The organism is Novosphingobium sp. BW1, assembly GCF_008107685.1.
Lineage (GTDB): Bacteria > Pseudomonadota > Alphaproteobacteria > Sphingomonadales > Sphingomonadaceae > Novosphingobium.
The window spans coordinates 1-25,777 of sequence record NZ_VIRF01000034.1 but is presented as its reverse complement, the minus strand read 5'-3'; the positions used below and the strand labels follow the sequence as shown (position 1 = coordinate 25,777).

The 25,777-nt window shown below is 64.5% G+C and carries 23 protein-coding genes, 1 tRNA gene and 1 pseudogene; 20 read left to right on the top strand and 5 right to left on the bottom strand.

Going from position 1 to position 25,777, the window contains the following annotated elements; genetic code table 11:
* The first annotated feature begins 90 nt into the window (after positions 1-90).
* From FMM79_RS01015 to FMM79_RS01000, 4 genes are all read left to right on the top strand, one after another.
* Complete coding sequence (locus tag FMM79_RS01015; RefSeq protein ID WP_148625320.1) at positions 91-1,488, top strand: short-chain fatty acyl-CoA regulator family protein; 1,398 nt, start codon at positions 91-93, stop codon at positions 1,486-1,488.
* 138 nt (positions 1,489-1,626) lie between these two features.
* A complete protein-coding gene (locus FMM79_RS01010) occupies positions 1,627-2,571 on the top strand; it encodes a GAF domain-containing protein (RefSeq protein ID WP_148625318.1) in 945 nt (314 codons plus the stop codon).
* 148 nt (positions 2,572-2,719) lie between these two features.
* A complete protein-coding gene (locus tag FMM79_RS01005; RefSeq protein WP_240338898.1) occupies positions 2,720-3,400 on the top strand; it encodes a TonB family protein in 681 nt (226 codons plus the stop codon).
* Positions 3,401-3,469: 69 nt separating this feature from the next.
* Entirely contained in the window at positions 3,470-3,910 is a 441-nt protein-coding gene (locus FMM79_RS01000) for a DUF2721 domain-containing protein (RefSeq protein ID WP_148625316.1), read from the top strand.
* Between the two features lie 97 nt (positions 3,911-4,007).
* On the opposite strand, the gene FMM79_RS00995 is transcribed toward FMM79_RS01000, so the two are convergent.
* On the bottom strand, positions 4,008-5,768 hold the full coding sequence (locus FMM79_RS00995) for a fatty acyl-AMP ligase (RefSeq protein ID WP_148625314.1): 1,761 nt from the start codon (positions 5,766-5,768) through the stop codon (positions 4,008-4,010).
* A 153-nt stretch (positions 5,769-5,921) separates the two neighbouring features.
* Here FMM79_RS00995 and FMM79_RS00990 point away from each other — a divergent pair, with 153 nt between their 5' ends.
* The gene (locus tag FMM79_RS00990; protein WP_148625312.1) at positions 5,922-6,467 is read left to right on the top strand and encodes a regulatory protein RecX; all 546 of its coding nucleotides are present in this window, start codon (positions 5,922-5,924) and stop codon (positions 6,465-6,467) included.
* A 115-nt stretch (positions 6,468-6,582) separates the two neighbouring features.
* On the opposite strand, the gene FMM79_RS00985 is transcribed toward FMM79_RS00990, so the two are convergent.
* On the bottom strand, positions 6,583-6,915 hold the full coding sequence (locus FMM79_RS00985) for a glycine zipper 2TM domain-containing protein (protein WP_148625310.1): 333 nt from the start codon (positions 6,913-6,915) through the stop codon (positions 6,583-6,585).
* A 247-nt stretch (positions 6,916-7,162) separates the two neighbouring features.
* Here FMM79_RS00985 and FMM79_RS00980 point away from each other — a divergent pair, with 247 nt between their 5' ends.
* Together FMM79_RS00980 and FMM79_RS22150 are read left to right on the top strand one after the other, a co-directional pair.
* Entirely contained in the window at positions 7,163-7,564 is a 402-nt protein-coding gene (locus tag FMM79_RS00980; RefSeq protein WP_148625308.1) for an NADH:ubiquinone oxidoreductase subunit NDUFA12, read from the top strand.
* Positions 7,546-8,016, top strand: a pseudogene (locus FMM79_RS22150) (DUF2155 domain-containing protein); the annotation flags it as partial. The gene FMM79_RS00980 and the pseudogene FMM79_RS22150, both read left to right, overlap by 19 nt.
* Before the next feature lie 35 nt (positions 8,017-8,051).
* Here the strand turns inward: FMM79_RS22150 and aat are convergent.
* Positions 8,052-8,786, bottom strand: coding sequence for a leucyl/phenylalanyl-tRNA--protein transferase (aat, locus tag FMM79_RS00970; RefSeq protein ID WP_240338900.1), 735 nt, complete (start codon positions 8,784-8,786; stop codon positions 8,052-8,054).
* 186 nt (positions 8,787-8,972) lie between these two features.
* Here aat and FMM79_RS00965 point away from each other — a divergent pair.
* The 6 genes from FMM79_RS00965 to rplA all read left to right on the top strand — a co-directional run bounded on the left by FMM79_RS00965 (position 8,973) and on the right by rplA (position 13,082).
* A tRNA-Trp gene (locus FMM79_RS00965) sits at positions 8,973-9,048 on the top strand.
* 173 nt (positions 9,049-9,221) lie between these two features.
* Positions 9,222-10,793, top strand: a complete 1,572-nt coding sequence (locus FMM79_RS00960; RefSeq protein WP_240338897.1) for a hypothetical protein — start codon at positions 9,222-9,224, stop codon at positions 10,791-10,793.
* Between the two features lie 144 nt (positions 10,794-10,937).
* On the top strand, positions 10,938-11,132 hold the full coding sequence (gene secE, locus FMM79_RS00955; RefSeq protein ID WP_039392576.1) for a preprotein translocase subunit SecE: 195 nt from the start codon (positions 10,938-10,940) through the stop codon (positions 11,130-11,132).
* Positions 11,133-11,166: 34 nt separating this feature from the next.
* Positions 11,167-11,703, top strand: a complete 537-nt coding sequence (gene nusG, locus FMM79_RS00950) for a transcription termination/antitermination protein NusG (RefSeq protein ID WP_148625306.1) — start codon at positions 11,167-11,169, stop codon at positions 11,701-11,703.
* 241 nt (positions 11,704-11,944) lie between these two features.
* Entirely contained in the window at positions 11,945-12,376 is a 432-nt protein-coding gene (gene rplK, locus FMM79_RS00945) for a 50S ribosomal protein L11 (protein WP_148625304.1), read from the top strand.
* A gap of 4 nt (positions 12,377-12,380) precedes the next feature.
* Entirely contained in the window at positions 12,381-13,082 is a 702-nt protein-coding gene (gene rplA / locus FMM79_RS00940; RefSeq protein ID WP_148625302.1) for a 50S ribosomal protein L1, read from the top strand.
* 110 nt (positions 13,083-13,192) lie between these two features.
* Here the strand turns inward: rplA and FMM79_RS00935 are convergent, their stop codons facing one another.
* A complete protein-coding gene (locus FMM79_RS00935) occupies positions 13,193-14,692 on the bottom strand; it encodes a TolC family outer membrane protein (RefSeq protein WP_148625300.1) in 1,500 nt (499 codons plus the stop codon).
* A 242-nt stretch (positions 14,693-14,934) separates the two neighbouring features.
* On the opposite strand from FMM79_RS00935, the gene FMM79_RS00930 reads away from it, so the two are divergent.
* From FMM79_RS00930 to FMM79_RS00900, 7 genes are all read left to right on the top strand, one after another.
* Positions 14,935-16,737 (top strand): type I secretion system permease/ATPase, encoded by a 1,803-nt coding sequence (locus tag FMM79_RS00930; protein ID WP_148625298.1) that lies wholly within the window; start codon positions 14,935-14,937, stop codon positions 16,735-16,737.
* Positions 16,734-18,095: an HlyD family type I secretion periplasmic adaptor subunit gene (locus FMM79_RS00925; RefSeq protein WP_240338896.1), complete on the top strand. Its 1,362-nt coding sequence runs from the start codon at positions 16,734-16,736 to the stop codon at positions 18,093-18,095. The genes FMM79_RS00930 and FMM79_RS00925 overlap by 4 nt, the downstream gene beginning before the upstream one ends.
* Before the next feature lie 53 nt (positions 18,096-18,148).
* Complete coding sequence (locus FMM79_RS00920) at positions 18,149-19,519, top strand: outer membrane beta-barrel protein (RefSeq protein WP_162528410.1); 1,371 nt, start codon at positions 18,149-18,151, stop codon at positions 19,517-19,519.
* A gap of 34 nt (positions 19,520-19,553) precedes the next feature.
* Entirely contained in the window at positions 19,554-21,791 is a 2,238-nt protein-coding gene (locus FMM79_RS00915) for an AAA family ATPase (protein WP_205466416.1), read from the top strand.
* A gap of 59 nt (positions 21,792-21,850) precedes the next feature.
* Positions 21,851-22,930 carry a glycosyltransferase gene (locus FMM79_RS00910; protein ID WP_148625328.1) on the top strand — a complete coding sequence of 360 codons (1,080 nt, stop codon included), beginning with the start codon at positions 21,851-21,853 and terminating at the stop codon, positions 22,928-22,930.
* A gap of 17 nt (positions 22,931-22,947) precedes the next feature.
* Positions 22,948-23,496: a polysaccharide biosynthesis/export family protein gene (locus FMM79_RS00905; RefSeq protein WP_240338895.1), complete on the top strand. Its 549-nt coding sequence runs from the start codon at positions 22,948-22,950 to the stop codon at positions 23,494-23,496.
* 85 nt (positions 23,497-23,581) lie between these two features.
* A complete protein-coding gene (locus tag FMM79_RS00900; protein ID WP_240338894.1) occupies positions 23,582-24,814 on the top strand; it encodes a glycosyltransferase family 4 protein in 1,233 nt (410 codons plus the stop codon).
* 241 nt (positions 24,815-25,055) lie between these two features.
* On the opposite strand, the gene FMM79_RS00895 is transcribed toward FMM79_RS00900, so the two are convergent.
* Entirely contained in the window at positions 25,056-25,565 is a 510-nt protein-coding gene (locus FMM79_RS00895; protein ID WP_162528409.1) for a TonB-dependent receptor, read from the bottom strand.
* Positions 25,566-25,777 lie beyond the last annotated feature (212 nt).

Genomic DNA, 25,777 nt, shown 5'->3' with positions numbered 1-25,777 from the left:
TTGTTACGCGAAATGGCTTGCACAGTGACGTTGTCAATCTTTACAAGATTTGGCTGTAAAGTTGTATAGGCCTTACAGGAGCCGCTCCGCATGGCTGAAACCCGTCCCTTGTACCTTGGACCGCGCCTGCGCCGCTTGCGCCGCGAGCTCGGCCTTACCCAGCAAGCCATGGCCGACGATCTTGAGATATCGCCCAGCTACGTCGCGCTGCTCGAGCGCAACCAGCGTCCGGTAACGGCTGAGATGTTGGTGCGCCTTGCGCGCACTTACCGTCTGGAAATCGGTGACCTTGCGAGCGAGGACGGCGAGGACTATGCGCGGCGCCTATCCGATGTGCTGCGCGATCCGATCTTTGCCGATATCGACCTGCCCGCGCTGGAGATATCGGACATCGCGATGAGCTTTCCGGGCGTGAGCGAAGCGCTGCTGCGCCTTCATGGCGCCTACACGCGCGAGCAGCAGGCGCTGGCAGAACAGCGCGCGGCGGGCCCCGGCGCCGATGAGAACGAGCCTGTGCGCGAGGCGCAGCGCTTCCTGGCGGCGCGGCGTAACTATTTTCATCCGCTCGACACCCGCGCCGAGGACCTTGCGGCCGAGATCGAGCAGGCCGGCGGGGGCGAGGCATGGCTCAAGGGCAAAGGCGTGCGCGTGCGCGCACTGCCGCCCGAGGTCATGATGGGCGCGCTGCGCCGCTTCGATCGGCACAACCAGCAACTCCTGCTTGATGACACGCTTGATGGTCCCAGCCGCGCCTTCCAGACCGCCACCCATATCGCGCACACCGCGATGCGCGTCGACATCAAGGCAATCTTGCGGGTGGAGACGTTCGCAAACGAAACGACGCGAGTGCTCCTCCAGCGTGCGCTGGCGGCCTACGGCGCGGCAGCGATGCTCATGCCATATGGTCGTTTCGCGCGCGCAGCCGAAAAACGTGGCTACGACATCGAGGCACTGGGCGCCCTGTTTGGCGCGAGCTTCGAGCAGGTGGCGCATCGCCTCACCACGCTCCAGCGGCCCGGTGAGGAGCGCGTGCCGTTCTTCTTCCTGCGCCTGGATGAGGCGGGCAACGTTTCCAAGCGTCTGGATGGAGCAGGTTTCCCCTTCGCGGCACACGGAGGAGGATGCCCCTTGTGGAGCGTGCACCAGGTCTTTCGTGCACCTCGGGTGATCCACACCCAGTGGCTCGAACTGCCGGGGGGAGAGCGCTTCTTTTCGGTCGCGCGTACGGTGGCGAGCGGGGGCAATGGTTACGGGCGAGGGCAGGTCACCCGCGCCGTGGCGCTGGGCTGCGCGGCGAGCGAGGCGCCCCGCCTCGTCTATGCCCGAGGCATGAAGCCGGAGACTACGGAGGCGACGCCGATCGGTGTGACGTGCCGGTTGTGCCACCGACCGGAATGCGCGGCTCGTTCGGTGCCGCCGATTGGACGTGATGTCATGGTCGATGACACGCGGCGCGGGGCGCAGCCCTATACCTTCACCGACGGCTGAAAGACCGTAGCGCTAAGCATTTCGCCGGTGTCCGCGCTTGAAACTCCGTTACTCCTGTTCGCGTATGGCTCGCTTGGGCGTCTTGCCTGGTGAGGGCCACCGCTCGGGCGGTGGGAGGAAGGAGGGCGGCACAAGAGGATGGAGCGCGAGCCGTTCATACGCGCGATCGAGGTCTGGGTGCCGTCTGCCGATGGGACCACGATCGGTCTGCAGTCGGGGATCTATGGCGAGATGGATTATTTCGCCGCGGCGAGCCGAGGCATGCAGTTTGCCTTTGGGGAGGGACTTCCGGGCCGCAGTTGGAAAGAGCAAAGGCCGATCCTTATCAAAGATCTCGCCAACTCGTTCTTCGTGCGCAAGGAGGCTGCGCTCAGCGAGGGGCTCAGTTGCGCCGTCGCGGTGCCGGGCTTCGATGGCGAGCGATGTGTATCGGTGACCTTGTTCTTCTGTGGGGACGATCGCTTTCGGCTAGGTGCTCTCGAGCTGTGGTGCGCCCGTAAGGGGGACGAGGAGTTGTACCTCGAAGATGGCTATTTTGGTCGTGCGCGGCGTTTTGAAGCTGACGCGCATACTTTCCGCTTCCGTCGCGGCTACGGAGCTCCGGGGAAAGCCTGGGATCAGAGGCTTCCTGTCATCCTGCCGCAGTTGTCGCCCGAGGGGCGGTTTCAGTGTAACGAAGCGCAGGAGCCGACCGGCTTCGACCGGGCGATGGCGGTTCCCTGTCCTTCACGCGATGGCGCAACCTGGGTGCTCACGCTTGTTTCTTCGCGCATTTCTCCGGTTGCGGGACGGGTCGAACACTGGCGCCTCGATGAAAGTGGGTCCGCATTCCGCTTTGCCGCCGGGTACTGCGAGACCGAGGGTGATCTCGCCCTGATCCATGCGCAGGCACATGTTCCGATAGATGTGGGTCCGTTCGCGCGCTCTTGCCGCAGGGGGATCCCGCTCGTCGACGAAGATCTCGCCACCGATGTGACCGACCCTGTCGCCAAGGGCGCCGTCGCGGCAGGGCTCAAGTCGATGGCGGTATTTCCGCTTCACGGCGGCGAGCGATTCGACGGGGTGCTGGTCTGGTATTTTTGAGCCACGCGATGCGTGGGGGAAATGGCATTCGTGTCGAGCGCTTCCTATCTGGGAGGGCATGGGCGCTGGCCGAACATCTCCCGAGACATCCGCGCAGGCTCACGGTTATCGGGCCGCTGTCGGGGCCAGGCTGCCGGTGGTTCTGGTCGTGGCGGGCTTGCACGTTCTGCTCGCCTTCGTGGTTGTGAACATGTTTGCGCCCGGGCTGGCTGAGAACGTCGTCGCGGCGGGCGAGCGGCTGGCCGTAACGTTCACACAGGAACTGCCTGAACCGCCCGAAGACCCGGTGGAAGAGCCCGTACCCGCGCCTGCCCCTGAGCCGGAAGGCGCCTCGGCGGAGGCTGGAGAGCGCGCGCAAGCCAAGCCTGTTGCCGCGCCCGAGGCCGCCGTGGTGCTGCGCCCCCGTTCAGCACCACCGGTTTCGGGCGATGGCAGCGAGGACGATGCGGGCGCAGCGGACGCAGGTGAGGGCACCGGCGCTTCGGGCGAAGGGCTTGGGCCTGGTTCCGGGCGTCGCGGCCTGGGGCAGGGGGGAGGTGGTGGTGGCACGCCCACCGTGAAAATCGCCGGCGACATCAGTTCGGCGCGCGACTATCCGCGCAAGAGCCGCAAGCTGCGCCTTGGCCATTCGGTCGTCATCGATCTGCGCGTGGGGACCGAGGGGCGCGTGACAAGCTGCCGGGTCGTGCGTCCCAGTCCCGATCCGGTCGCGGACCGCATCACTTGCGAACTGGCGCAGGCGCGCTTCCGCTTTCGCCCGGCAACCAATGGTTCAGGGGATCCGATCCCGGCGGTCTACCGCTGGCAGCAGCGCTGGTTCGTGCCCTGACGTCCTTGCCGGAAGGTCTTTCGCAGCCCGCTTGCGAGGCAGAGCCGATAGCGGCAGGATAGGCAGAAGATGATCACGCAAACCATCCAACTCGCCCTGACCCCTGTGTTCGTGCTGGTGGCTATCGGCAATATCCTCAACATCCTGTCCACCCGGCTGGGCCGGGTCGTCGACCGGGCACGGCTGCTGCAGAAGCTCTATGCGGAGACCGAGGGCGGAGAGCACGATGGCATCGTGCGTGAAATCCGGCTGGTCGACCGTCGCATCAAGATCATCACGCGCGCGATTCGCCTGATGGTGCTTTCGGCGCTCGCGATCGGTTCGACGGTCGCGGTACTTTTCCTGCAGGGCCTCGCCGGTCTTGATCTGCATGTCTTCGCGGCCGGGATCTTCCTTGTCTCCATCGTCCTGCTGCTGATCGCGCTCGTCCTCTTCCTTCAGGAGACCCAGGTCGCGGCGGACGCCTTGCAGGTCCCGGCCGATCTTCTCGAACTGCATCGCAATATCTGACGCGCTCGGCTGGGCGGAGCGGATCTTGACCGGGCAACAAAAAAGGCCGGTAGCGAGGACCGGCCCTTTTTTGTGTCGGCTATCCGGCAGGCTGCGATCAGGCGGCCAGCTCGAAGGGGGCGATTTCGCCCGAAAGGTAGAGCTTCTTGGCCTTGGCGCGGCTGAGCTTGCCCGAACTGGTGCGTGGCAGGCTCTTGGGCGGGACCAGTTCGACCACGCAGTTCATGCCGGTGATCGAGCGGACCTTGTCGCGGATCAATTCGCGCAGTTCGAGGCGCTTGTCCGGGTCCGAGACGCGGCAATGGACGAGCACGGCAGGAGCTTCCTCACCGGCGTCGGTCTCCACTGAGAAGGCCGCGATGTCACCGTGGTTGAAGCCAGGCAGCTGCTCCACGGCCCACTCGATGTCTTGGGGCCAGTGGTTCTTGCCGTTGATGATGATCATGTCCTTCGCACGGCCGACTATGAACAGGTAGCCCTGCGCCATGTAGCCCATGTCGCCGGTATCGAGCCAGCCATCGACCAGGCATTCGGCCGTCGATTCGGGGTCGCGGAAGTACGAATGCATGACGCTGTCGCCGCGGCACCAGACCTTGCCGATCTGATGGTCGGCGAGTTTCTGGCCGTTCTCGCCGCGGATCGCCACTTCCATATCGCGCACGGGCTTGCCGCAATTGACGATGGCGCGGTAGCGGGCCGGGCGGCTGAGGTCGCGGGGCGTGCCCGAGAGGCGCTCTTCCTCGACCAGTTCGACCCGGATGCCTTCACCCGGCGGCATGATCGTGACCGCCAGCGTCGCCTCGGCAAGGCCGTAGCTGGGCAGGAAAGCGCTGGCCTTGAAGCCGGCGGGGGCAAAGGCGTTGACGAAGCTCTGCATGACATCGGGGCGGATCATGTCCGCGCCGTTGCCCGCAAGGCGCCAGCGCGCGAGGTCGAAACGCTCATCGACACTGGTCTGGCTGGAAATGCGGCGCGAGCAGATGTCGTAACCGAAGGTCGGCGAGTACGAGATCGAGGTGCCCTCGTTGCGCGTGATCATGTCGAGCCAGGCCAGCGGACGGCGGGCAAAGTCTTCGGTCTTGAGGTAGTCTCCCGAGACCTGGTTCGCGATCAACGAGAGGAAGCAGCCGACAAGGCCCATGTCATGGTACCAGGGCAGCCAGGAGATGCAGCGGTCGCTCTCGATGAGCTGCATGCCATGGCTGTGCGCGGCCAGGTTCGACATAAGCGAGCGGTGGGTGACCGCCACGCCATGCGGGAAACGGGTCGAGCCGCTCGAGTACTGCAGGTAGCAGATGTCATCGGGGCTGGCTTTGGGCAGTTCGGTCGCGGGCGCATCCTTGGCCGCGAAATCGGCCCAAGTGGCGTGGCCGCAGCCCTGACGCTCGGATGCGGCCGAGGTGAGGTGGGCGATTTCGTCGGGCCCAATCAGCAGTAGCGGGTCCGCGCTTGAAAGCTGAACGGAGAGCTGTTCGATGTAGTTGTCCTTGCCGCCAAAGCTTGTGGGCAACGGCAGGGGCACCGGCCAGGCGCCCGCGTAGACGGTCGCGCAGAACAGCGCTGCAAAGTCCGCGCCGGTTTCGGCAATCAGCGCGATGCGGTCACCCGGCTTCACGCCGCGCGCGATCAGCGCGTAGGCGACCTTGTGCGCGTCGACGCGCAGTTCGCGGAAGGGATAGACCTGTTTGAGTTTTCCACGTGGATCGTGGAAATTGAAGCCGCGCTGGCCCTGGGCTGCATAATCAAGGGCGTCGCAGAAGGTTTCGAAGTCCGCGAACCGGCGCGCAAGCGCGTCCTCGTTCGGGGTGGCGACCAGCGCCGCATCGGTCTTCGTCACCATGCTGATGGTGTCGCTCATTATATTGTAACCCGTTGTCTGTTCTAACTATCCTGAGAGAGTCTGCCTCGGCCTACTGGTTCGATCGTGAACCGGATATTGCCAGGGTTTTCTCCTTGCAGGGGTCCATAAGCACTCCCCATTCTGCGCCGAGTGTGGCACGAATAGGGCAAGATGTCTGCCAAGCGTCGCAATCCCCGTCCGCTCGACCTGCCTCGACTCGAGGAAATGGCGCTCGCCTATGTCGCGCGATTCGCCACAACGCAAGCCAAACTGCGTGCCTATCTGGTGCGCAAGGTGCGTGAACGCGGCTGGGAAGGCGAGAACGCGCCGCCACTCGATGCGCTCGTGGAGCGGTATGCGCAAGCGGGCTACGTCGATGATGAGACCTGGGCTCGCATGAAGGCGGGCAGTCTGCTGCGGCGCGGTTATGGGGCACGCCGGGTGCGCGAAGCGCTCAACGAGGCCGGTGTGGACGAGGACGTGCGCGAGGAAATGGCGCCGGACGAAGCACAGCAGCGCGAAGCGGCGCTGGCTCTTGCGCGTAGGCGCCGGCTGGGGCCGTTCTCGCGCCAGGAAGAGATCGACCGCCCCACGCGCGAAAGACACATCGCCGCGCTGTTGCGGGCCGGGCACGGGCTGGAGGTGGCGCGCTGCATCATCGAAGCAAGCGATGAGCGTGCGGCGGAGGAATGGGTCGCCGAAGCGTTCGACGAGTGACGAGTGCCCGTCGTATTCCGGAGCGGGCATAAAGAAAGCCGGCGCGTGCAAGACGTAACACGGCACCGGCTTCTTCAGGCCCTTGCGGGCTTGCCGAATATCACGTTGGAACGGGTCAGCGGCACTTGGGCTTGCTGGTGCTGCGGTCCACTTCGCGGCCAAGGAGTGCGCCAGCGGCCGCTCCAACCACCGTGCCCATGGTGCGGTCGCCTCTCGTGTCGACGGCGCGGCCAGCAAGCGCACCTGCGACGCCACCGATCAGAAGTCCGGTCGTGCCGTCGGATTTCTTGCAACGGTAGCGGCCGCGGTCATCCTTCCAGTAGCGAATGCCATTGTCGGTACGGTGGTAGCGGTTGTGGTCGCGTGCGGCGACTTCGGCCGTTGTCGCAACGAGGGCTGTGGGGGCGACGACCGCCGTCATGGCGGCGGCGATAATGAGGTTACGCATCAGCGTTCTCCTGTCAAAATTTGCGATCCGTTCGGGAAAGGAACTCGCTGATAAGCCAAGTGATCCCCAACCTCAGATGAACGACACGCCGCGCCCGCCAAGGCGCGTCGGAATGTGCCTGCGATGCGGCGAAGTGTGCATATGTGCGCTTTATGCACGGACGCTTTCCCGATTGGGATCGGCAAAGCCGGGGCAAATGCACGCTAGGCGCTTGGCATCCGCGTAAAAGAGGTCTAACGCGCGGCGTATGGGAATCCTGTCCAAGATCTTCACCTGGTGGGACGGCGCCACCATCGGCACCTCGCTCTGGTCCTCGCGTAATGGCGAGCACGTGGGCACTGACGCGCAAGGTAACATGTATTACCGTGCGAAGAAGGCCAAGACGACCGAGGGATACGAACGGCGCTGGGTGATCTACGCCGGTGCGAACGACGCAAGCCGCGTGCCTTCGGAATGGCATGGCTGGCTGCATCACTCCTACGACGACGTACCGGAAAGCCACCTGCCGCCCGCGCGCATCTGGGAAGCGGACTACACCCCCAATGCAACCGGCACCGTGGCCGCCTACCGTCCGCAGGGCGCGCTTGAGCGTGGCGGCCGCCGCGCCGCCGCGACTGGCGACTACGAGGCATGGTCCCCGGACGCCTGAGCGCTTCAGGCAGCATGGTTTCGCTCCATCGCCGCGTCCGCGGCTTCCTGCTTCCGGTATTGCTGAGTGGCGTGCTCGCCGGCTGCGGCGGTGCGCCTGAGCCGGCGCCGGTTGAAACCGAAGTGCCCGAGGCTATCGCGGGCATGCAGGCTGGCCCCGCGCAGGCCGCGCAGGCCGCGCAGGGGCAGGAACTGGGCACCCCAAACAAGGACCGGGTGGCCACCCTTGGCATCCTCAACAAGCGCAACAACCTGACGCAGGACATCACGATGAGGCCGGGCGAATCCAAGCGCCTGGGCAATCTCGTGGTGAAACTGTCCACTTGCGAGAAGTCGCTTCCCTGGGAGCGACCGCAGGAAGAAGGCGCCTTTGTGCAGGTTTTCGTGGAAGAGCGGGCAAGCGTCGATGAGAAGCCGGCTTGGCACAAGGTCTTCTCGGGATGGCTCTTCAAGAACTCGCCAGCGCTCAACGTCGTCGAGCACCCGGTCTATGACGTGTGGGTCAAGAACTGCGCAATGAATTTCCCGGGCGAAGAAGACCCCTCGGCCTTACCGGCATCTTCAAGCAGCGCGGCAAACGCCTCGGGAAGCGGTAGCGCCGCGGACTGATCCGGCATTTGCGGCTCGTCCTGGGCCTCGTTCAATAAGGTCAGATAACGCGCTTGCGGGATCTCCACCGCGCCCAGCGAGGCGAGGTGCGAGGTGATGAACTGGCAGTCGAGTAGCTGCGCGCCGCCCCGGCGCAGGGCTGCGATGAGCCAGCACAGGGCAACCTTGGACGAATCGCGCGTTCGCGAGAACATGCTCTCCCCGCAGAAGGCCCCATCGAAGCCGACCCCGTAGAGCCCGCCGACAAGGGTGCGTTTACCCGTTTGCGCGTCGCGCTGCCAACATTCGACCGAATGGGCGAGGCCCAGTGTATGTAGCATCTCGTAACTGCGCTGGATGCGGTGGCTGATCCAGCTTTCGCGGGTCTCGTTGCGATCCTCCTCAAGCTCGGGAGGGCGCACGGCACGCGGGGCTGCGCAGGCGTCCATGACCTGCGCGAAGGCTGAATTGCAGGTCACCTCGAAGCGGCCGCGCTTCAAGGTGCGGGCGAGCGAGTGCGAGACGTGGAGGCCTTCGAGCGGAAGGATCGCGCGCATGCGCGGCTCGATCCAGAAGACCTCGGGGTCCTCGCGGCTGTCGGCCATCGGAAAGATCCCGCTGCGATAGGCCAGCATCAGGATCTCGGGCTCGATGATGTCATCTGACTTGGGTGCGTGCACGCCGCCCAGATTAGCAAATCGGCGCCGGGCGCAAATACCTTTTTCAGCCTTTTACGGGTACATTTGGACGAAGAATTTGCGGCAAGGCCAATTAGGTCCTTGTCATCTGTCTCTGCACGCTCTAGAGGGCCCGTCACCCGCAGGAGTGTAGCTCAGTTGGTAGAGCATCGGTCTCCAAAACCGAGGGCCGCGGGTTCGAATCCTGCCACTCCTGCCATTTTCCTCACATCGTTGGAAACGCCACCCCATCCAGGGACGGCAGGTGGCTGCGCCGCGCGCGCGCCCTTGCCAATTGCGCGCGCTGAATTATGGGAACCCGACCGCAAAATTCGGGGCGAGGGTGTGGCAGTGTCCTGCCATCGCAGCGTGGAGTGAGGCCAGCATTCGCATATGACGGACAAGTCGCAGATGGACGTTTCGCCCAAGGCGGAGCCGGTGATGCCCGCGTTCGGCGCGGGGGATGCACCTGCACCCGCACAGGAAAGCGCGCCCCGCGCCCGCTATGACCTCGTGTTCTGGGTCGGGATCGCGCTGGCTCTTTTTGCCGCGATGCCCGCTCTCGTCGCCTGGGCGCCGCAGATGACCGACTACCCCTCGCACCTAGCGGGGTACAAGATCATGCTCGAACACGGGAGCAATCCCTTCCTGACCTGGTATTTCCTTTTCCATTGGGAGTGGACCGGAAACCTGGGTGTGGAGCTCTTGATGGTACCGCTGGCACCGCTCTTGGGCGTGGAAGCGGCCGGGCGCATCATCGTCGCAGCCATACCTGCGCTGACGGGGCTGGGTATTGTCGCGGTGTCCTGGGTGCTGCGGCGCCGAGTCGGCATCGGCCCGATCCTGGCCATGGTGACGATATGGTCGCCTTCGCTGCTCATGGGCTTCCTCAACTATTCGCTTTCGCTGGCCCTGGCCCTGTTCACGTTCGCGCTCTGGGTGAAAATGGAAGGCTCGGCCTGGCGACGAATGGTGATGATCCCGCTGGGCTTCGTGGTCTGGCTCAGCCACGTTTCGGGTTGGGGGATCCTGGGTGTGATGGTCTTTGGTTACGAATGGACCCGGCGCGCGAGTTGGCGGGACTGGCGCCCGTTCCTCGCCCCCTGGCCGCTGATTTTTCCGCTCCTGCCGATGCTGGCAGGGATGGGGGCTAACTCCAAGTTGTCCTATGGGCGTTGGGGCGTGTTCGAATACAAGTGGGGCATCCTCTACAAGGCACTGCGCAGCTACGATTATGTCTTTGACATCGCGACCCTTGTCGCAGTCCTGCTGGTGGCCTCGGCGGCCCTGGTGGTGAAGCGGATCGACGGGCGCCTGGGGTGGGCGGCGCTTATCATGTTCGGCCTTACCATGGCCGTGCCGCGCCAGATCTTCGGCGGCGATTATGCCGACTATCGCCTGAGCACCGCGGCGCTGATGATCCTCTTGATGGCGGTCGATTTCCGCGCCAAGGCGCCAGTCTGGTTCCTGACTGCCTGTTCGCTCCTCTTCATCTCGCGCACCGGGCTGACGTCGGTGGTCTGGTACCGCGATGCTCAGACCGCGCGCACCCTGATCAAGGCGCTCGACTACGTGCCCGAGGGCGCCAGGGTCGCCACGGCCGTGGCGATCCCGCGCCGCCAGTGGTTCTTCGGTCCCTTCGAGCATTTCGGCAGCTATGCCGTCGTGCGGCGCAGCGCGATGGAGAATTCCAACTTCGCGCTGCCCGACGTACACATGCTGTCGATGCGCGAGGAGGGCTACAACTTCGCCGATCCTTCGCACCGCATCCTCTACTCGTCCTACCAACGCATCGACCTCAGGAAGTTCCGTCCGGCCAACCATGCCGACTACTTGTGGTACATCGGCAATTCGCAGCCCGTGGCTCTGCCCGACGGCGCGCATATCGTCTATGAGACGGAGAATTCGTTCCTGGCGCGCCTGCCCGATGCCGTGGACCTTGCAAATCCGGCGAACGGAAGCTAAGTCAGCAACTCTTCCGACATGAGGATAGTTCAACGCCCATCCCGGCCACGGCCGGGACGGCGTTGAGCCCTAGCCGGAAGACACGGAACCTATCTTCATTTGCGTTCGCGCAAACCAGGCAAGAGACACGAGAGCGTTACGGACATGGCCAAGATCAATCCCGGCGAATTCATGCGCCAGGTTCAGGCAGAAACGCGCAAGATCCACTGGCCTTCGCGCCAGGAAACGGTGACGACCGCGATTTTCGTTGGCATCATGACGGTGCTGCTTGCGACTTTCTTCCTGGGCGTGGACGCGCTTTTCGGCTGGGTCGTCAGCTCGCTGCTGTCGCTCCTTTGATCGCTTAGAACCTGTAGACCCAAAAGAGAGAATCATGGCCCGCTGGTACATCATCCACGCCTATTCCGGCTTCGAGAACAAGGTGAAGGAAGCCATCATCGCCGAGGCCGAACGCATGGGCCTCTCGCAGCTTGTCGAGGACATCCAGGTCCCATCCGAGACTGTGACCGAGGTCAAGCGCGGCAAGAAGGTCCAGGTCGAGCGCAAGACCATGCCGGGCTACGTGCTCGCGAAACTGGGCCTGAATGACGATGTCTACCACCTCGTCAAGAATACGCCCAAGGTCTCGGGCTTCCTGGGCGTCAACGGCAAGCCGCAGGCGATCAGCGAAGCGGAAGCTTCGCGTTACTTCGGCGCCGCCGAAGCCGCCGCTGCCGAGCCGCGCAAGCAGGTCAGCGTCGATTACGAGATCGGCGACTCGGTCAAGGTGCTGGAAGGCCCCTTCGCGAGCTTCAACGGCATCGTCGAGGAACTCGATTTCGACAAGAGCCGCGTCAAGGTCTCGGTGTCGATCTTCGGTCGCGCGACGCCTGTCGAACTCGATTTCGAGCACGTCGAGCTCAGCAAGTAATCTGCGCATTTCCTATGCCGCACCGCGCGGCAGGGAAGGCGAGGAGAGGGGCGCTGCACAGCGCCCCTTTTCATTTGGTGCGTTGTGGTGTAACGGCGCGCCCTTCGGACCGGCTTTTTTCCGGTGCGATTCCCGGCGGGAGAGGGCGAAGGCCCCTGCAGGCGCAGATGCCTCCTCCCTCGTCACACCGCTAAACATGAGGGCTCCCGGTGGGGGCCCGACAGTGTGAAAGGAGGCCATCGTGGCCAAGAAAATTGAAGGTTACATCAAGCTGCAGGTGCCTGCGGGCGCAGCCAACCCCTCGCCGCCGATCGGTCCGGCGCTGGGTCAGCGCGGCGTGAACATCATGGAATTCTGCAAGGCGTTCAATGCCGCCACGCAGGAGATGGAAAAGGGCATGCCGATCCCGACCATCATCACCGTGTACGCCGACCGCAGCTTCACGTTCGTCACCAAGACGCCGCCCGCCACCTTCCTCATCAAGAAGGCCGCCAACCTCAAGTCCGGCTCGAAGGAGCCCGGCAAGGTTTCGGCCGGAAAGATCGCGCGCTCGAAGCTGACCGAGATCGCCGAAGTCAAGATGAAGGATCTCAACGCCAACGATCTCGAAGCGGCAACCCGCATCATCGAAGGCTCGGCCCGCGCGATGGGTCTCGAAGTGACGGAGGGCTGATCTGATGGCCAAGATTACCAAGAAGCAGAAGTCGCTGACCGAAAAGCTGGGCGACAACATGAAGCTCTACGCCGTTGGCGAAGCGCTCCAGACCCTGCGTGACCTCAAGACCACCAAGTTCGACGAGACCATCGAAGTCGCGATGAACCTGGGCGTCGATCCGCGCCACGCCGACCAGATGGTCCGTGGCATGGTCTCGCTCCCGGCCGGCACCGGCAAAACCGTCAAGGTCGCCGTCTTCGCCAAGGGCGACAAGGCGGACGAAGCTCTCGCCGCTGGCGCCGACAAGGTTGGTGCCGAAGACCTCATGGAAGACATGCAGGCCGGCAACCTCGACTACGACCGTGTCATCGCCACCCCGGACATGATGGGCGTCGTTGGCCGTCTCGGTAAGCTGCTGGGTCCCAAGGGCCTCATGCCGAACCCGAAGCTGGGCACCGTCACCCCGAACGTGACGCAGGCCGTGAAGGACGCCAAGGGCGGCCAGATCGAGTTCCGCGTCGAGAAGCAGGGCATCATCCACGCCGGCATCGGTAAGATGTCGTTCTCGGATGAAGACATCCAGAAGAACTTCGCCGCGTTCGTCGACGCCATTGTCAAGGCGAAGCCCTCGGGCGCCAAGGGCAAGTATGTCCAGAAGATCGCGCTGTCCTCGTCGATGGGCCCCGGCCTCAAGATCGACACCGCGCAGGTCCAGGGCGCCTGAGCTCACCACTTGCACACGATCGTGTGAGCCTTTTCAGTGAGGCTTGCGCGTTCTGAACACGAAAACGGCCGGCAAGGATTGTCCTTGTCGGCCGTTTTCGCATGTCCGGCTTAGGGCATCTCCTCCTCGTCACGCACGACAGGCGGTGCGAGCGGGTCGGGCAAGGTCGCGCTCCACTCGAAGTGGGTGGCGTTTTCGCGCACGACGGGGGCTTCGCGTCCAGCTCGAGGCTGGAGGAGGCGGTCGATGGGCTCCATCACGATGCGCACCGGGTGGCCCGCGTAACGCGCGATTCCGGGGAGACGCGAATCCGGATCATAGGGCGCGCGGTCGGTCAGTGTGGTGATCGAGAGGATCCCGGCATCGCGCAATAGCGCGGCCTGGCGCAGGTAGATTTCCGCCTCCGCCTGGGCTGCGGCCGTGCGCGCGTTGAGCAGATCGTTGGTGACCTGAAGTACGTCGCGCAAGGTGCGGATGCCCGCGGTCTCCTGACGTGAAACGCCGTCCACGGCGCGTTCGCCCGCCTGCACGGCAGCGCGGTATCGCGGAAGCGACGCCTCGGCGGCCTGAAGGCGGCTCCAGTTGGCGGCGAGTGTCTCGCGCATGGTTCGGCGGGCTTCCTCGACGAACTGCTGGTCGGCCAGGTTCGCCGCGATGGCCTGGCGCAGGGCTGAGGATTGCAGCCCGCCGGAATAGAGCTGGAGCGTCAGCCGTACGCCCGCGCTCACCGCCTCTTCGCGCACGGTGTTCTGGTAAGGGGAGAGTGGAGAGCGCGAAAGGGCGGAGAAGGCGCTGACCTGGGGGCGCATCTGGGCCCGTGCGGCGCGCACCTGCGCCCGCGAGGCTTCGGCTGTTAGCGTGGCGGATGCCAGGTTGGGGTTGTACCTTTCTCCGGTCACGTAAAGCGTTTCCAGCGTGGCCAAGGTAGGCAGCGGCGGCGGGGGCGCGAGGTCCTGCGGATAGTGGCCGACGAGATGGCGATAACGCGCCGCGCTCGCCTCGACCGTTGCGCGGGCTTCGATCACGCGTCCGGCGGCAAGTTCGAGTCGGTTGGCGGTCTGCTCCAGATCGGGCCGGGTGGAGTCGCGCAGGGCGTAGCGCGCGGCGATGACATCGTTCTGGCCACGCAGCAGTTCGTAGTTTTCGACCGCAATGGCATAGAGTTGAGTGTCGCGGCGCACGCCGACATAGGAGGATACGACGTCGAGCAGGAGTTGCTGGGTCTGCCCGCGCAGTGCCTCACGCGCAGACAGACGTGTTGCTTCGGCTGCATCAATTCCTGCGGCCAGGCGTCCGGATGTGAAGAGCGGTTGGTTCAGCGATAGCTCCACACTGGATGCAAATCCCTGGTCTTCGGCGGGCAGTGCGGTGCCACGGGTGCGCGCCGCCGTGAAGGTGTGCTGCGCGGAGAGCGCCAGGCTGGGGCCGTAGGCGGCACGGGCCTGGACTACGAGTTCATCGCTGGCGGCAACAAGATCCCGGTTCCCCTGCAATTGCGGATTGCCCGCGTAGGCCGAGGCAAGCGCTTCGGCGAGGGTTTCCGCACGGCTCTGGGGCGCGGTCAGCGGTAGCGAGAGGGCCAGCAGGCATGGCAGCGAACGGGCGGGCATTCGGCGCAAGGGCAAGCGAAGGAGCAAGGCAGATCCCCTCTGTCGGGCGGCTGGGAATTCGAGCGGGCCCCTATTCAATCCGTAACAGAGGTGTTCGCGGTGTCGGTGTACGTTGTGGGCTGTTCTAATGCAGCGCGAGATAGTTCCAGACAGGACGCAACTATGAATCGACTGGATTGGGGCGGCCCTATTGGGGGCGGGAAGCGCCACGTGGGTGAAGAATACTTGAGCGGAGGTCCGCCATGTTGAACCCGTTCGGACGCCTTTCGCAGGACCTGCGCGACGCCCTGAGCGGGCTTGGGCGCGTAGCTCCGGTCGTTCTGATTATCAGCAGCGTCTACAATGTCCTGCTGCTCTCGGGTTCGTTCTTCATGCTCCTGGTCTACGACGATGTGCTGCCCAGTCGCTCGCTTCCCTCGCTGTTCAGCCTGCTTGCGCTCGTGCTGCTCGCCTACGTGTTCCAGGCCGTTCTCGATGTCGTTCGCGGGCGGATCATGGTCCATGTCGGATCGCGCTTTCTGGAGGAAACCAGCGGGCGTGTGCTCGACATCCTCGCTCGCTTCGAGCTGTCCCGTGGCAGCCTGCCCAACGGCCCTCAGGTGGTTCGCGATGCCGACACCGTGCGGGGCTTCCTGTCTGGGCCGGGCCCTCTCGCGCTTGTCGATCTGCCCTGGATCCTCGTCTATCTGGCGGTCCTCAGCGTGTTCCACTGGAGCCTGGGGCTGCTTGCGCTGATTGGGGTGGGCGTGCTGGTCACGTTGATGGTAGCCAACAACCGCTCCACAGGCCCGCTCGCGCTCGAGACGATGAAGGCGGGCGCGCGGCGCTCGGCTCTGGCCGAGGCCACCTTGCGCAACGCCGAGACGCTGAAGGCCCTGGGAATGGCGCCGTCTCGCCGGGATGAGTGGACCGAAGCCGAGGTGGCATACCTGCGCGCAAACGAAGCCTTCTCCGCACGCGCCAGCACGCTGTCGGGGGCGACCAAGGCGTTCCGCATGTTCCTCCAGTCCGCCACCCTGGCACTCGGCGCCTATCTCGTGATCGAAGGGCAGGCGACAGGCGGCATCATTATCGCCAGCTCGATCCTGTCCTCGCGCGCGTTGGCGCCGGTGGAGCAGGTGATAGCCCATTGGAAATCTATGGTCGCCTGCGGCCAGGCGCTGGGGCGCATGCGCGAGCTGATGGAAGCCGTCCCCGCGCAAGCCGAACCGCTGGGGCTAGAGCCCCCGCGCGAGAATTTGCGCGTGCAGGGGCTGACCGCTGGACCTCCGGGGCTCAAGCGGGTGACCCTCGCCGAGGTGCGTTTCTCCTTGAAGGCTGGGGATGCGCTGGCCGTGGTCGGGCGCAGCGGATCGGGCAAGACCACGCTGGCGCGCGTGCTGTGCGGGGTCTGGAGCCCTTTGCGCGGTGCGGTGCGGCTCGATGGGGCGACGCTGGATCAGTGGTCGGCGCCGCAGATCGCACAGTTCATGGGCTACGTGCCTCAGAAAATCGAGCTGTTCGAGGGCACGATTGCCCAAAATATCGCGCGCTTTCGCACTGATGCGGACCGGGACAAGGTCCTGGCGGCGGCCCGTGCGGCAGACTGCCACGAACTGATCGTGCGCCTTGAAGGAGGCTATGACGGACGGATTGGTCCGGGCGGAGGAAGTTTGTCGGCCGGGCAGCAGCAGCGCATCGCGCTAGCCCGCGCACTCTACAGCGATCCTTTCCTCGTGGTCATGGACGAGCCCAACAGCAATCTCGACCACGAAGGTGAAGCTGCGTTGGCCCACGCCATTGCGGCGCTGCGCGCGCGCGGGGGAATCGCCATCGTCATCGCGCACCGCCCCGCTATCGTTTCACAGGTGAGCCACATCATGGTGATGAATGGTGGACGCGTCGAACGCTTTGAAACCCGGGCGGAGTTCGAGGCGCGCGTGCGCTCGGGCAAAGAGGCGTCGACCACGGCCAAGGCCAGCAAGAGGGCAGGTGGCAATGCTGCGGGCGGTGAGGCCGCACAGGCGCTGCGCACGGTGCGCATGGAAGAGGAGCTCGATCAGTGAACGTGCATTCTTCCATGCTCGATCCCGTTCCGCTGCACGGCGAAGAACCTCTCGCGCGCGCGCCAAAGGCGAGGGGGGAGCGACGCCTGGCGCGGCTGTCCTACCTCGGGTTGGGGACGGTCGGCGCTCTGGTGGTGGGCGGGCTCGGGCTCGTGGCCTTGCTCCCCATGGCCGGCGCGGTCATCGCGCCGGGCACGGTGACCGTGGAAACCCACGTGAAAGAGATTTCCCACCCTTATGGAGGGGTGGCCTCCGAAATCCTCGTCCAGGACGGCGATGCGGTGCGCAAGGGCCAGCCTCTGGTCAGGCTGGATGACAGTGTGACAGGGGCCTTCGCCACTTACGCGGGACTGGAACTCGATCAGTTGGTCGCGCGTGCGGCGCGCTTGCGGGCGATCCAGGCGGGCGCGCGGAACATCGATTTCCCTGTGGAACTGCGTGCACGTTCAAGCGAACCGGGGGTGGCGCGGGCGATGGAGGACGAACGCCAGAGCTTCGAGCTGGAGCGACGTGCCCGTGCCGACCAGTTGGGTCAGCTGCGCGCGCGCGTGGTTCAGACACGCGCGGATGCCGATAGCTATCGCAGCCAGTTGGGCGCGCTGGGGGAGCAGGAGCAATTGATCCGGCAGGAACTGGACCAGATGCGCGCGCTTTATGCCGATCGTCTGACCACGCTTGACCGCCTCAACGCTCTCGAGCGCTCGGCTGTCGGTGTACGTTCTGAGCGTGAAGGGGCAGGATCCGGTCTGGTGCAGGCCCGCGCGCGCGTCGGTGAATTGCAGATGCAGATGGCGGGCCTCTCCAGCCGTGCGCGCAGCGAGGCGGCGCTGGAACTGGCCCAGGTCGAAGCGGCCATCGCGCAGCGTCGGCGCGAGACGGCCGAGGCCCGCGACCGCGCCGAGCGAACGGTGATCCGTGCGCCGCAGGATGGGCTTGTCGACAAGCTCACCGTGCGGACCCTGGGAAGTGTGGTGCCGGCGGGCGAACCCCTGATGGAGATCGTTCCCGAAGCCGACCGTCTGGTTGTGCGCGCGCAAGTGCGACCCGTGGATATCGATCAGGTCGTGTCGGGCGGCGTCGCCCACGTTCGCTTCTCCGCGCTCAATGTGCGCACGACACCCGAACTTGAGGGCAAGGTGACGCATATCGCCGCGGACAGTTCCCTGGATCGAGTGACCGGGGCCACGTACTATCCGGTCACTATCACCATTTCGGATGCAGAGTTCGACAAGCTTGAGAAGGCCCGTATTTCTGTGGGTATGCCTGTCGACGTCTTCGTGCAGACCGAAGAGCGAACGATCCTGCACTACATTATTAGGCCGCTTTCGGATCAACTCCGGCGGGCGCTGCGCGAGTAGGTGCGATACCTCAAGGACATTCTTCTTAGGTTGAAACCGAAAGGTCGATGGCCATGACGGCATGTCCCGCCAGCAGCGAACGGATCGAAGGTACACGGCGCACCGCTGCATCGGCAGAGGTTGGCCCCGCCGTCACGGGCCGCTGGGGATGGTGGATTGGCGGTGCGAGCCTTGCGTTGGGGGGCGTCGCCATGCCCGTCGGTGTGCAAGCGCAGAGCCTGGGGGCGGGATGGGCGCTCGATGGCACGCCGTCGCTGGACCGTCCCGGGGTTGCGGGCAACCGTATAGAGCCCGGGTTCGAGGCTACACCCCTGCATGTGGGCTCGTTCCTGCTTGAGCCCAGGATCTCGGCCATTTGGGGTTACGATGGCAACGTCTTCAACGAACCTGACGCGCGCCGTGATGCGGCGTTGGTTGTGGCGCCTCGCCTCAACGTCGCGCTCGACGATTCTCGGCATCGCGTGAATGTGGTTCTGTCCGGTCGCTTGCGCCGTTTCGCACTGACCGGGACGGAGAACAGCGACGCGTACGGCGCGCGCGGCAATGGTGGCTTCGCTCTTGGCCCCAATGTGCAGTTCGACGTGACACTGGAAGCTGCCCGGCAGATCGAACCGCGCAGTTCCTCGGGCGCGGCGATCAATGCGCGTGAGCCGGTGAGTTACCACGGTCTTGGCGGGGACGCGGGCCTGCAGTTCGACCTAGGCCGTTTGCGGCTGTCCGCTCGGGCCGGCTATCGCCGTGTGTCCTACAACGATCTGGATTTGCGGGACGGGGATACCCGCGACCAGTCCTTCCGCGATACGCAGGCAGTGTCGGCCGATCTGCGAATTGCTTACGATCTTTCGGGATTTCTCTCCACCTTCGTCCAGGCGCGGGGCGATACGCGCCATTCGTTCCGCGCCGCGCCCGAGCAGGCGCGCGATTCGCGTGGCGGGGCTATCACTGCAGGCATCAAGGGCGAAATCATGCCTCTGGTCTCGTTGGAGGTGTCCGCTGGCTACCAGGTGCGCGATTACGACAATCCTGACTTCCGCGATTTTCAGGGAGTTGGCTTCGCCCTCGAGGGTGAGTGGTACACAACCCCCTTGCTGACCATGCAACTGCGCGCCGAACGCCGTTTCCGCAACAGCGGCAACAGGGAAGTGGCAGGCATTCTGGCAGATACGCTCACTGCAACCGTATTCTATGATCCGACGCGGCGCTTGCGCCTGTCGTTCGCGGGGGAAGTCGCTAGGGATAACTACCGCGACGTCTCCACGCGCGCGCGCCGTGTGCGCGCCGATCTGCAGGTGCAGTATCGTATCAACCGGCACGTCGCTCTCGCCGGACAGATCTACTGGCGCGACCAGCATGTGACCGGAACGCCGCTCGTCAACGCATTCACCGCATTCGGAGCGGGCCTGGGACTGACGATCACCCCATGACCGCATGGAACACACCAGCCAGGGAGCCTGTCGCTTGAACCTGCCCGCCCTTTACGAGCCGCAAGGCCGACCGCCGCAGCTTCTCGCCCGGGATACCGGGACCTACCGTGAGGAGGATGGCGAGGACGCCATCTCGGTACGCTTTCTTTTCGCCATGCTCATGCGGCGCCGGGAGGTTGTGGTACTCACCCTGGCCCTGTGCATAATGCTGGCTCTTGTCTTCACCTCGGCGCAGTCCCGCATCTATTCGGCGAGCGCGGACGTCGTCATGATTACTGGCGATACCCAGATTGCTCCCGAGGACGAAGGGGAGGCCCGGGAAGGGCCAACCCGGGCCGAGGATGTGGAAACACAAATCCAGTTGATCCGCTCGCGCGATATGGCCGGCCAGGTCCTCGAAGCGACCGGATTGCAGGAGGAGGCATCCTTTCGAGCCGATGTGCTGGAGCCTCGCTCGATGCTGGATAACCTTCTTGCAACGGTAGGGCTGTCGGACAGACAAGGGGGAAGCCAGGACATCGACGCGGTGAGCCTGCGTGAGCGGGCGATCACCTATCTGATCGAGCGCATCCATGTCATCCGGGTGGGCAACTCTTTCAACCTGCGGATCCAATTTTCCGACGTGGACCCCACGCGCACAGCGCAGATCGTCAATACCTACGCACGGCTCTACACGCTCGATGACCTGCAGGAACGGGCACGCGGCAGCGCGGAAGCTGCAAAAACCCTGCGCGAGAAGGTTGCGGAACTGAGCGAGACGGCAAACGCAGCCTTTGCCAAGGTTCAGGCCTACCGCGTGGCCAATGGCCTGATTTCGTCCTCGGCGACCGGGCTTACGGAGCAGGAAATTTCTACGTACAACCAGCAGGTGGCCAGCGCCCGCGCCGAGGCGGCGCGCGACGCAGCTGCTCTGCAAAGCGCGCGCTCGCAGATGGCAGCCGGCGGAGCGGGCAACGTCGGTTCTGCAGCGTCCTCCCCGGTGGTCGCTTCGCTGCGTGCCCAGCGTGCGCAACTGGTGACGCGTGAACGCGACCTTTCACAGCGCTACTTCGATGAAAATCCCGAACTGGTGACGGTGCGGCGCCAGATTTCGGATCTCGACACACAGATCACTGCCGAGGTCAATCGCTCGTTGCAGGCCCTGTCCACCCAGGCTCGCGCCTCCGCGCAGCGCCTGTCTTCGCTGCTCGCCAGTCGCAATGGGACGCGCGCGCAACTCGGGGCGGACAACACCGCGCTGGTGGAACTGGCCAGTCTCGAGAAGAAGGCCGATGCAGCCCAATCGCTCTATCGCAGCTATCTGGAGCAGCTCAACAAGGTGGTCGCGGGTAGCGGTACGGAACGCCCGGCCGCGCGTCTCATCTCGGCGGCCAACGTGCCCGGAGTGCCGGTGTCCCCCAACCTCGCGCTCAACCTGGCTCTGGGCGCGGTGGCTGGCATCTTCGCGGGCGCACTGCTGGCGATCGTATCGGAGATTTCCTACCGCGGTTTCACCACCATGGAGGATGTCGAGAAGCGCCTGAACGTGCCGGGCCTTGGCGCAATCCCGGCCTTTGCAACTGTCCAGCCACACAGCGGCTCGCCGCTTGATACCGTGCGCGACTTCCCGGATGGGGCCTTTTCCGAAGCCTTGCGCAACGTGATAGTCTCGGTGCGTTACCTCACCGGGGGATCGGGCCGCGTCATTGCTCTCGCCTCATCCGTGCCGGGTGAAGGCAAGTCCACGCTATCGGCGTGCCTGGGGCGCTCGTTGGCTGCGGCGGGGGAGAAGGTGGTCGTGGTCGACTGTGACGTGATCCGCATGCAGCTGAGCCGCATGTTCGCTTTCGATCACGGGCAGCCGGGCCTGATGGAGGCGCTGGCCGCAGAAGACAGTCCGATCCCGTGCTACAAGGAGCCGGAATCGGAAATGCGGATCGTTCCGATTACCCGTGCCTTCGCAAAGGGGGAGCGGCTGACGGAGAGGGGGCGCTTTGCCCTGCTGGTCGGGCGGCTGCGCGAGGACTATGATGTGGTCCTGCTCGACTGCCCGCCGGTCCTGCCGATCGCCGAGACGCGGGATATCATCGCCTGTGCCGATGCGACCTTGCTGGTGGTGGGGTGGCGCAAGACTACCGACCGGGTTGTCAGGGCTGCGATGCGGCTGCTGCCTGCGCGGGCGCGCAAGAACCTGGGCGTTGTCCTCAACAAGGTCGACATGGAAAAGCAGGTGCGCTTCGGTGGGGATGACGCGGCCAGCTTCTACACACAGTATGCGGGGTATTACCGGTGAGCGGCGCACAGCCAGCTTTTTCGGGGCGCGTGGCTCTCGTCCACTACTGGCTGGTGGGCATGCGGGGCGGCGAACGTGTTTTGGAGCGGCTCCTGCGTCTCTTTCCCCAGGCCGATATTTTTACCCATGTCTACGATCCGGCACGTATGTCTGGCGCCTTGCGCGGAGCCCACGTGCAGGAAAGCTTCATCGGGCGCCTGCCGGGGGCGCGCAAACACTACCAGAAGTATCTGCCGCTTATGCCGATGGCGCTCGAGGAACTCGACCTGCGTGCCTATGACCTTGTCATCAGCAGCGAATCCGGTCCGGCCAAGGGCGTCATTACGCGCAATGACGCGCTGCACCTTTGCTACTGCCACTCCCCCATGCGCTACCTTTGGGATCACTACCAGGACTACAAGTCGGCGGCCGGACGGCTTGGCCGGATGCTGATGCCCGCAATGTTCCACCGCCTGCGCCAATGGGATGTCAGCTCGGCGCAGCGCGTCGACGCGATCCTCGCCAACAGCCGTTTCATCGCCCGGCGCGTCGGCAAAGTCTGGGGGCGCGAGGCCGAGGTTGTGCATCCACCGGTAAGCGTATCGGAATTCGCGCCATCCTTGCAGGTTGGTAACCGCTACCTCTGGGTCAGCCAGATGACTCCCTACAAGCGCGCCGATGTCGCGCTGGAGGCCTTCAACCGCATGGGCGTGCCCGCGCTCATGGTGGGCGATGGGGAGATGGTGCGGGAGATCGAGCAACGCGCCGGTCCCAATGTGGAGGTACGCAGACGGCTCAGCTTCTCCGAACTGAAGGACGCCTACGCGACATGCCGCGCGCTGGTATTCACGCCGGAGGAGGACTTCGGGATTGTTCCGGTGGAGGCCAACGCCAGCGGCAGGCCAGTGATCGCTTTCGGGCAGGGCGGGGTTACGGACTCGATCGTGCACGAAAAGACCGGCCTGTTCTTCCCCGAGCAGAGCGTTGAGTCGCTGTGCGACGCTATCAGTCGGTTCGAGCGGTGGGAGGCAGATTTCGATCCGGCTCAAGCCGTTGCGAACGCACAGCGCTTCGCACCTGAGGTATTCGATGCGGGCATCTTGTCTGCGGTGGAGAAGCTACGCGCGCGTGGGCCGATGGCCACGCCGGCGATGACATGAGAGGAAGGGGACGGATCATGCAGTTTCGTTTGGGGATGGCGCTGAGCTTTCTTGCGCTTGCAGGATGTGGTGTGCAGGTCAGCCGGGAACTTCCGAGCGTGGGAGTGGTGGAATACCGCCTGTCCCCGGGCGATCAGCTGCACCTTGAAGTCTTTCGCGAGGAATCGCTCAGCGGAGATTACGTGGTGAACGATGCGGGTGCGATCACATTGCCCATGGCGGGGGACTTTCTGGTCACGGGCAAGACCTTGGCACAGGCGCGCGCCGAATTGGAGGCTCTACTCGCGGGGGGGTACGTCCGCGAAGCCAGGGTCAATCTCACGATGGCAGAATACCGCCCGGTCTTCATCCTGGGCGAGGTGACCCGGCCCGGTGAATATGGCTATGCCCAGCGCATGTCCGTCCATGCCCTTGTCGCGAAGGCAGGAGGCTTCACCTATCGCGCCAACGAGAAGGTCGTTTACATCCGGCACGCGCTGGAAGGGGAGGAAACGGCTTATGCACTGACCAGTGCGGCGGCGGTGATGCCGGGAGATACGGTGCGCATCGGCGCGCGCTACTTCTGAGATGCGAAAGCTGGACTCCTGCCTGAAGTCGGCGCAGGATTTCTTTCCGGGGGGAGGACGCGGCGTGGGACCCAGGCCCGAACGAGTGGTCGTTCTGCACGATTTCAGCGAAGTGCTGGGTGGGGCATCCCATCTGGTCCAGGTGCTGATTGGGCAATTGCGGGCGCGGGGCATTCCAGTCACCTTCATTGCCGGGGATACGGGCGCCCACTTCATGCGTGAGGATGTCGCCTTCATGCCGTTGGGTGGAAAGGACTTGCTGGCGCATTCCCGGCCTGGTGCGTTGGCGGTGGGGCTTCACAATCCGGTAACGTCGCGCAGCGTGCGGGAATGGATCAGGATGTATGATACGCCCGGCACGATCTATCATCTGCACGGCTGGTCCAAGGTTCTCTCGCCGTCTGTTTTTGTAGCTCTCAAGCCGGTCGCACGGCGTCTTGTCCTGCACGCGCACGACTATTTCAATGCGTGCCCCAACGGAGGGTTCTTCGATTACCGGGAGGAGCGGGATTGCGAGTTGGAGCCCCTGTCGCGGGCGTGTCTGGCACGTCGCTGTGACAAGAATTCCCAGGCGCAGAAGCTCTGGCGTGTCGGGCGCGAGGCGCTGCGCCGATACTGGCTGGATGGAGCTGCGAACGTGGCCCGGATGCTGCTGATCCATCCCGGCCAGGCGCGGCTGTTCCGACAGGGGGGATGGCCCGAAGACAGGCTTCATGCGGTTCGCAATCCGGTGACGCCGCCCTGCCATGCGCGCGTGCGGGCCGAGGCCAACCGCGGGGTTCTCTTCCTTGGACGGATTTCGCGTGAGAAGGGCGCGGATCTCGCCGCTCTGGCTGCGAAGGAGGCGGGCGTGCCGATCACGTTCGTGGGCGAAGGTGCCGATGAAGCGGCATTACGTGCGCTTCATCCTGGCGCCCGCTTCCTCGGGCGACTCGATCGCGACGGCGTGGCACAGGCCATGGCCCAGGCGCGCGTGGCGGTCATGCCCAGTCGTTGGTCAGAGCCATTCGGTCTCGTCGCGCTCGAGGCGATCGGATCGGGCCTGCCCGTTATCGCCAGTGAGCGGGCGCTGGTGGGACCGGAGATCGCAGAGGCCGGATTCGGGCTCGCGCTCGATACGGCGGATATCACGCAGTTCGCTGCAGGCATCGCGAAACTGCATGCCGACGATGCGCTTGCCCGAGAGTTTTCCGAAGCTGGCCGGGCCCACTACCGCGACCTGTGCCACGGCCCGGAAAGCTGGGCCGACGCCGTAGTCGATCACTACGGACACGTATTGCGGCAATCGTGGGATATGGGATCCGCCCTACAAGGCTGAGCTGCGGATTGGGCAGTGATGTTCGAGGCAGGAAGGATGATCCGAGTGCCATCGCCCTCCAAAGCCTCGATATGATCGCCTGCCTCAAACCAAACTGCCTCCGGAAAAAAACCGAGACGCTTCACCGTCTTGGTTGAGAGGTGAGGTGGCCGACTAGGGGGTGACGCCTTGTCGCCTTTTGTCTTTTTCCGGCCTCTCTTATCGGAACCGTGCGGTCACGCCTAGCCAAAGGCTGGCCGGATCAATGACGTATCCCGAGGCGCTGTAGTCGAGCCGCTTGTTGAAGAGGTGTCTGGATACCACGATGCAGGCTGAACTCGGGGCAAATGCGGTAGGTGCCGCCATTATCGACCGTGGGGAAGGACGCGGCGAAGACGTTCGTGCCGCTGATCTGCGCTTCCGTGACCGCTTCCTTGGCGCGATAGATGGCGCAGGCGCAGGCGCAGGCGCAGGCGCAGGCGCAGGCGCTCAGGCGTGTGTTCGGGCCCCCGTTGAGCGAGGCAGGGGCCTGCTCTTTAGGCATGTCGTTGAGCGCGTGGCCCGCGTTGCCGCCGATGATCTGCTCGGAATCGGTGAGCGTACCGCTGGTGGTCAGGCGCAGTGTCAGCGTTAGGCTGAGGTTGAGCGTGACCTCGATGCCGCGCACGCGGGCCTCGTCGATGTTGACGTAGGCCGTCGTAGGACGGTCAATGGAGCTCAGCAGCCCGTCGATAGACCGTACCCATCCGGTGAAGCTTTCGATTACCCACAAGTGGTCGCCCGCGTGATTCCCGTGAGCGCATTGCGGTTGAACCCCCTGTTTCGGCTGTGATTCCTGCTCAGGCACGGAACCTGGGGGGGGGGGCGTGCCATGGCGCGAACGACGGAGATGAAGCTGAGGCCTGGATCGACGGAGAAATAGACAACACCGGGTTCGGCGATGCTCGGCTTGGTAATCGGCTGCGCAAACTGATGTGCAGCTTG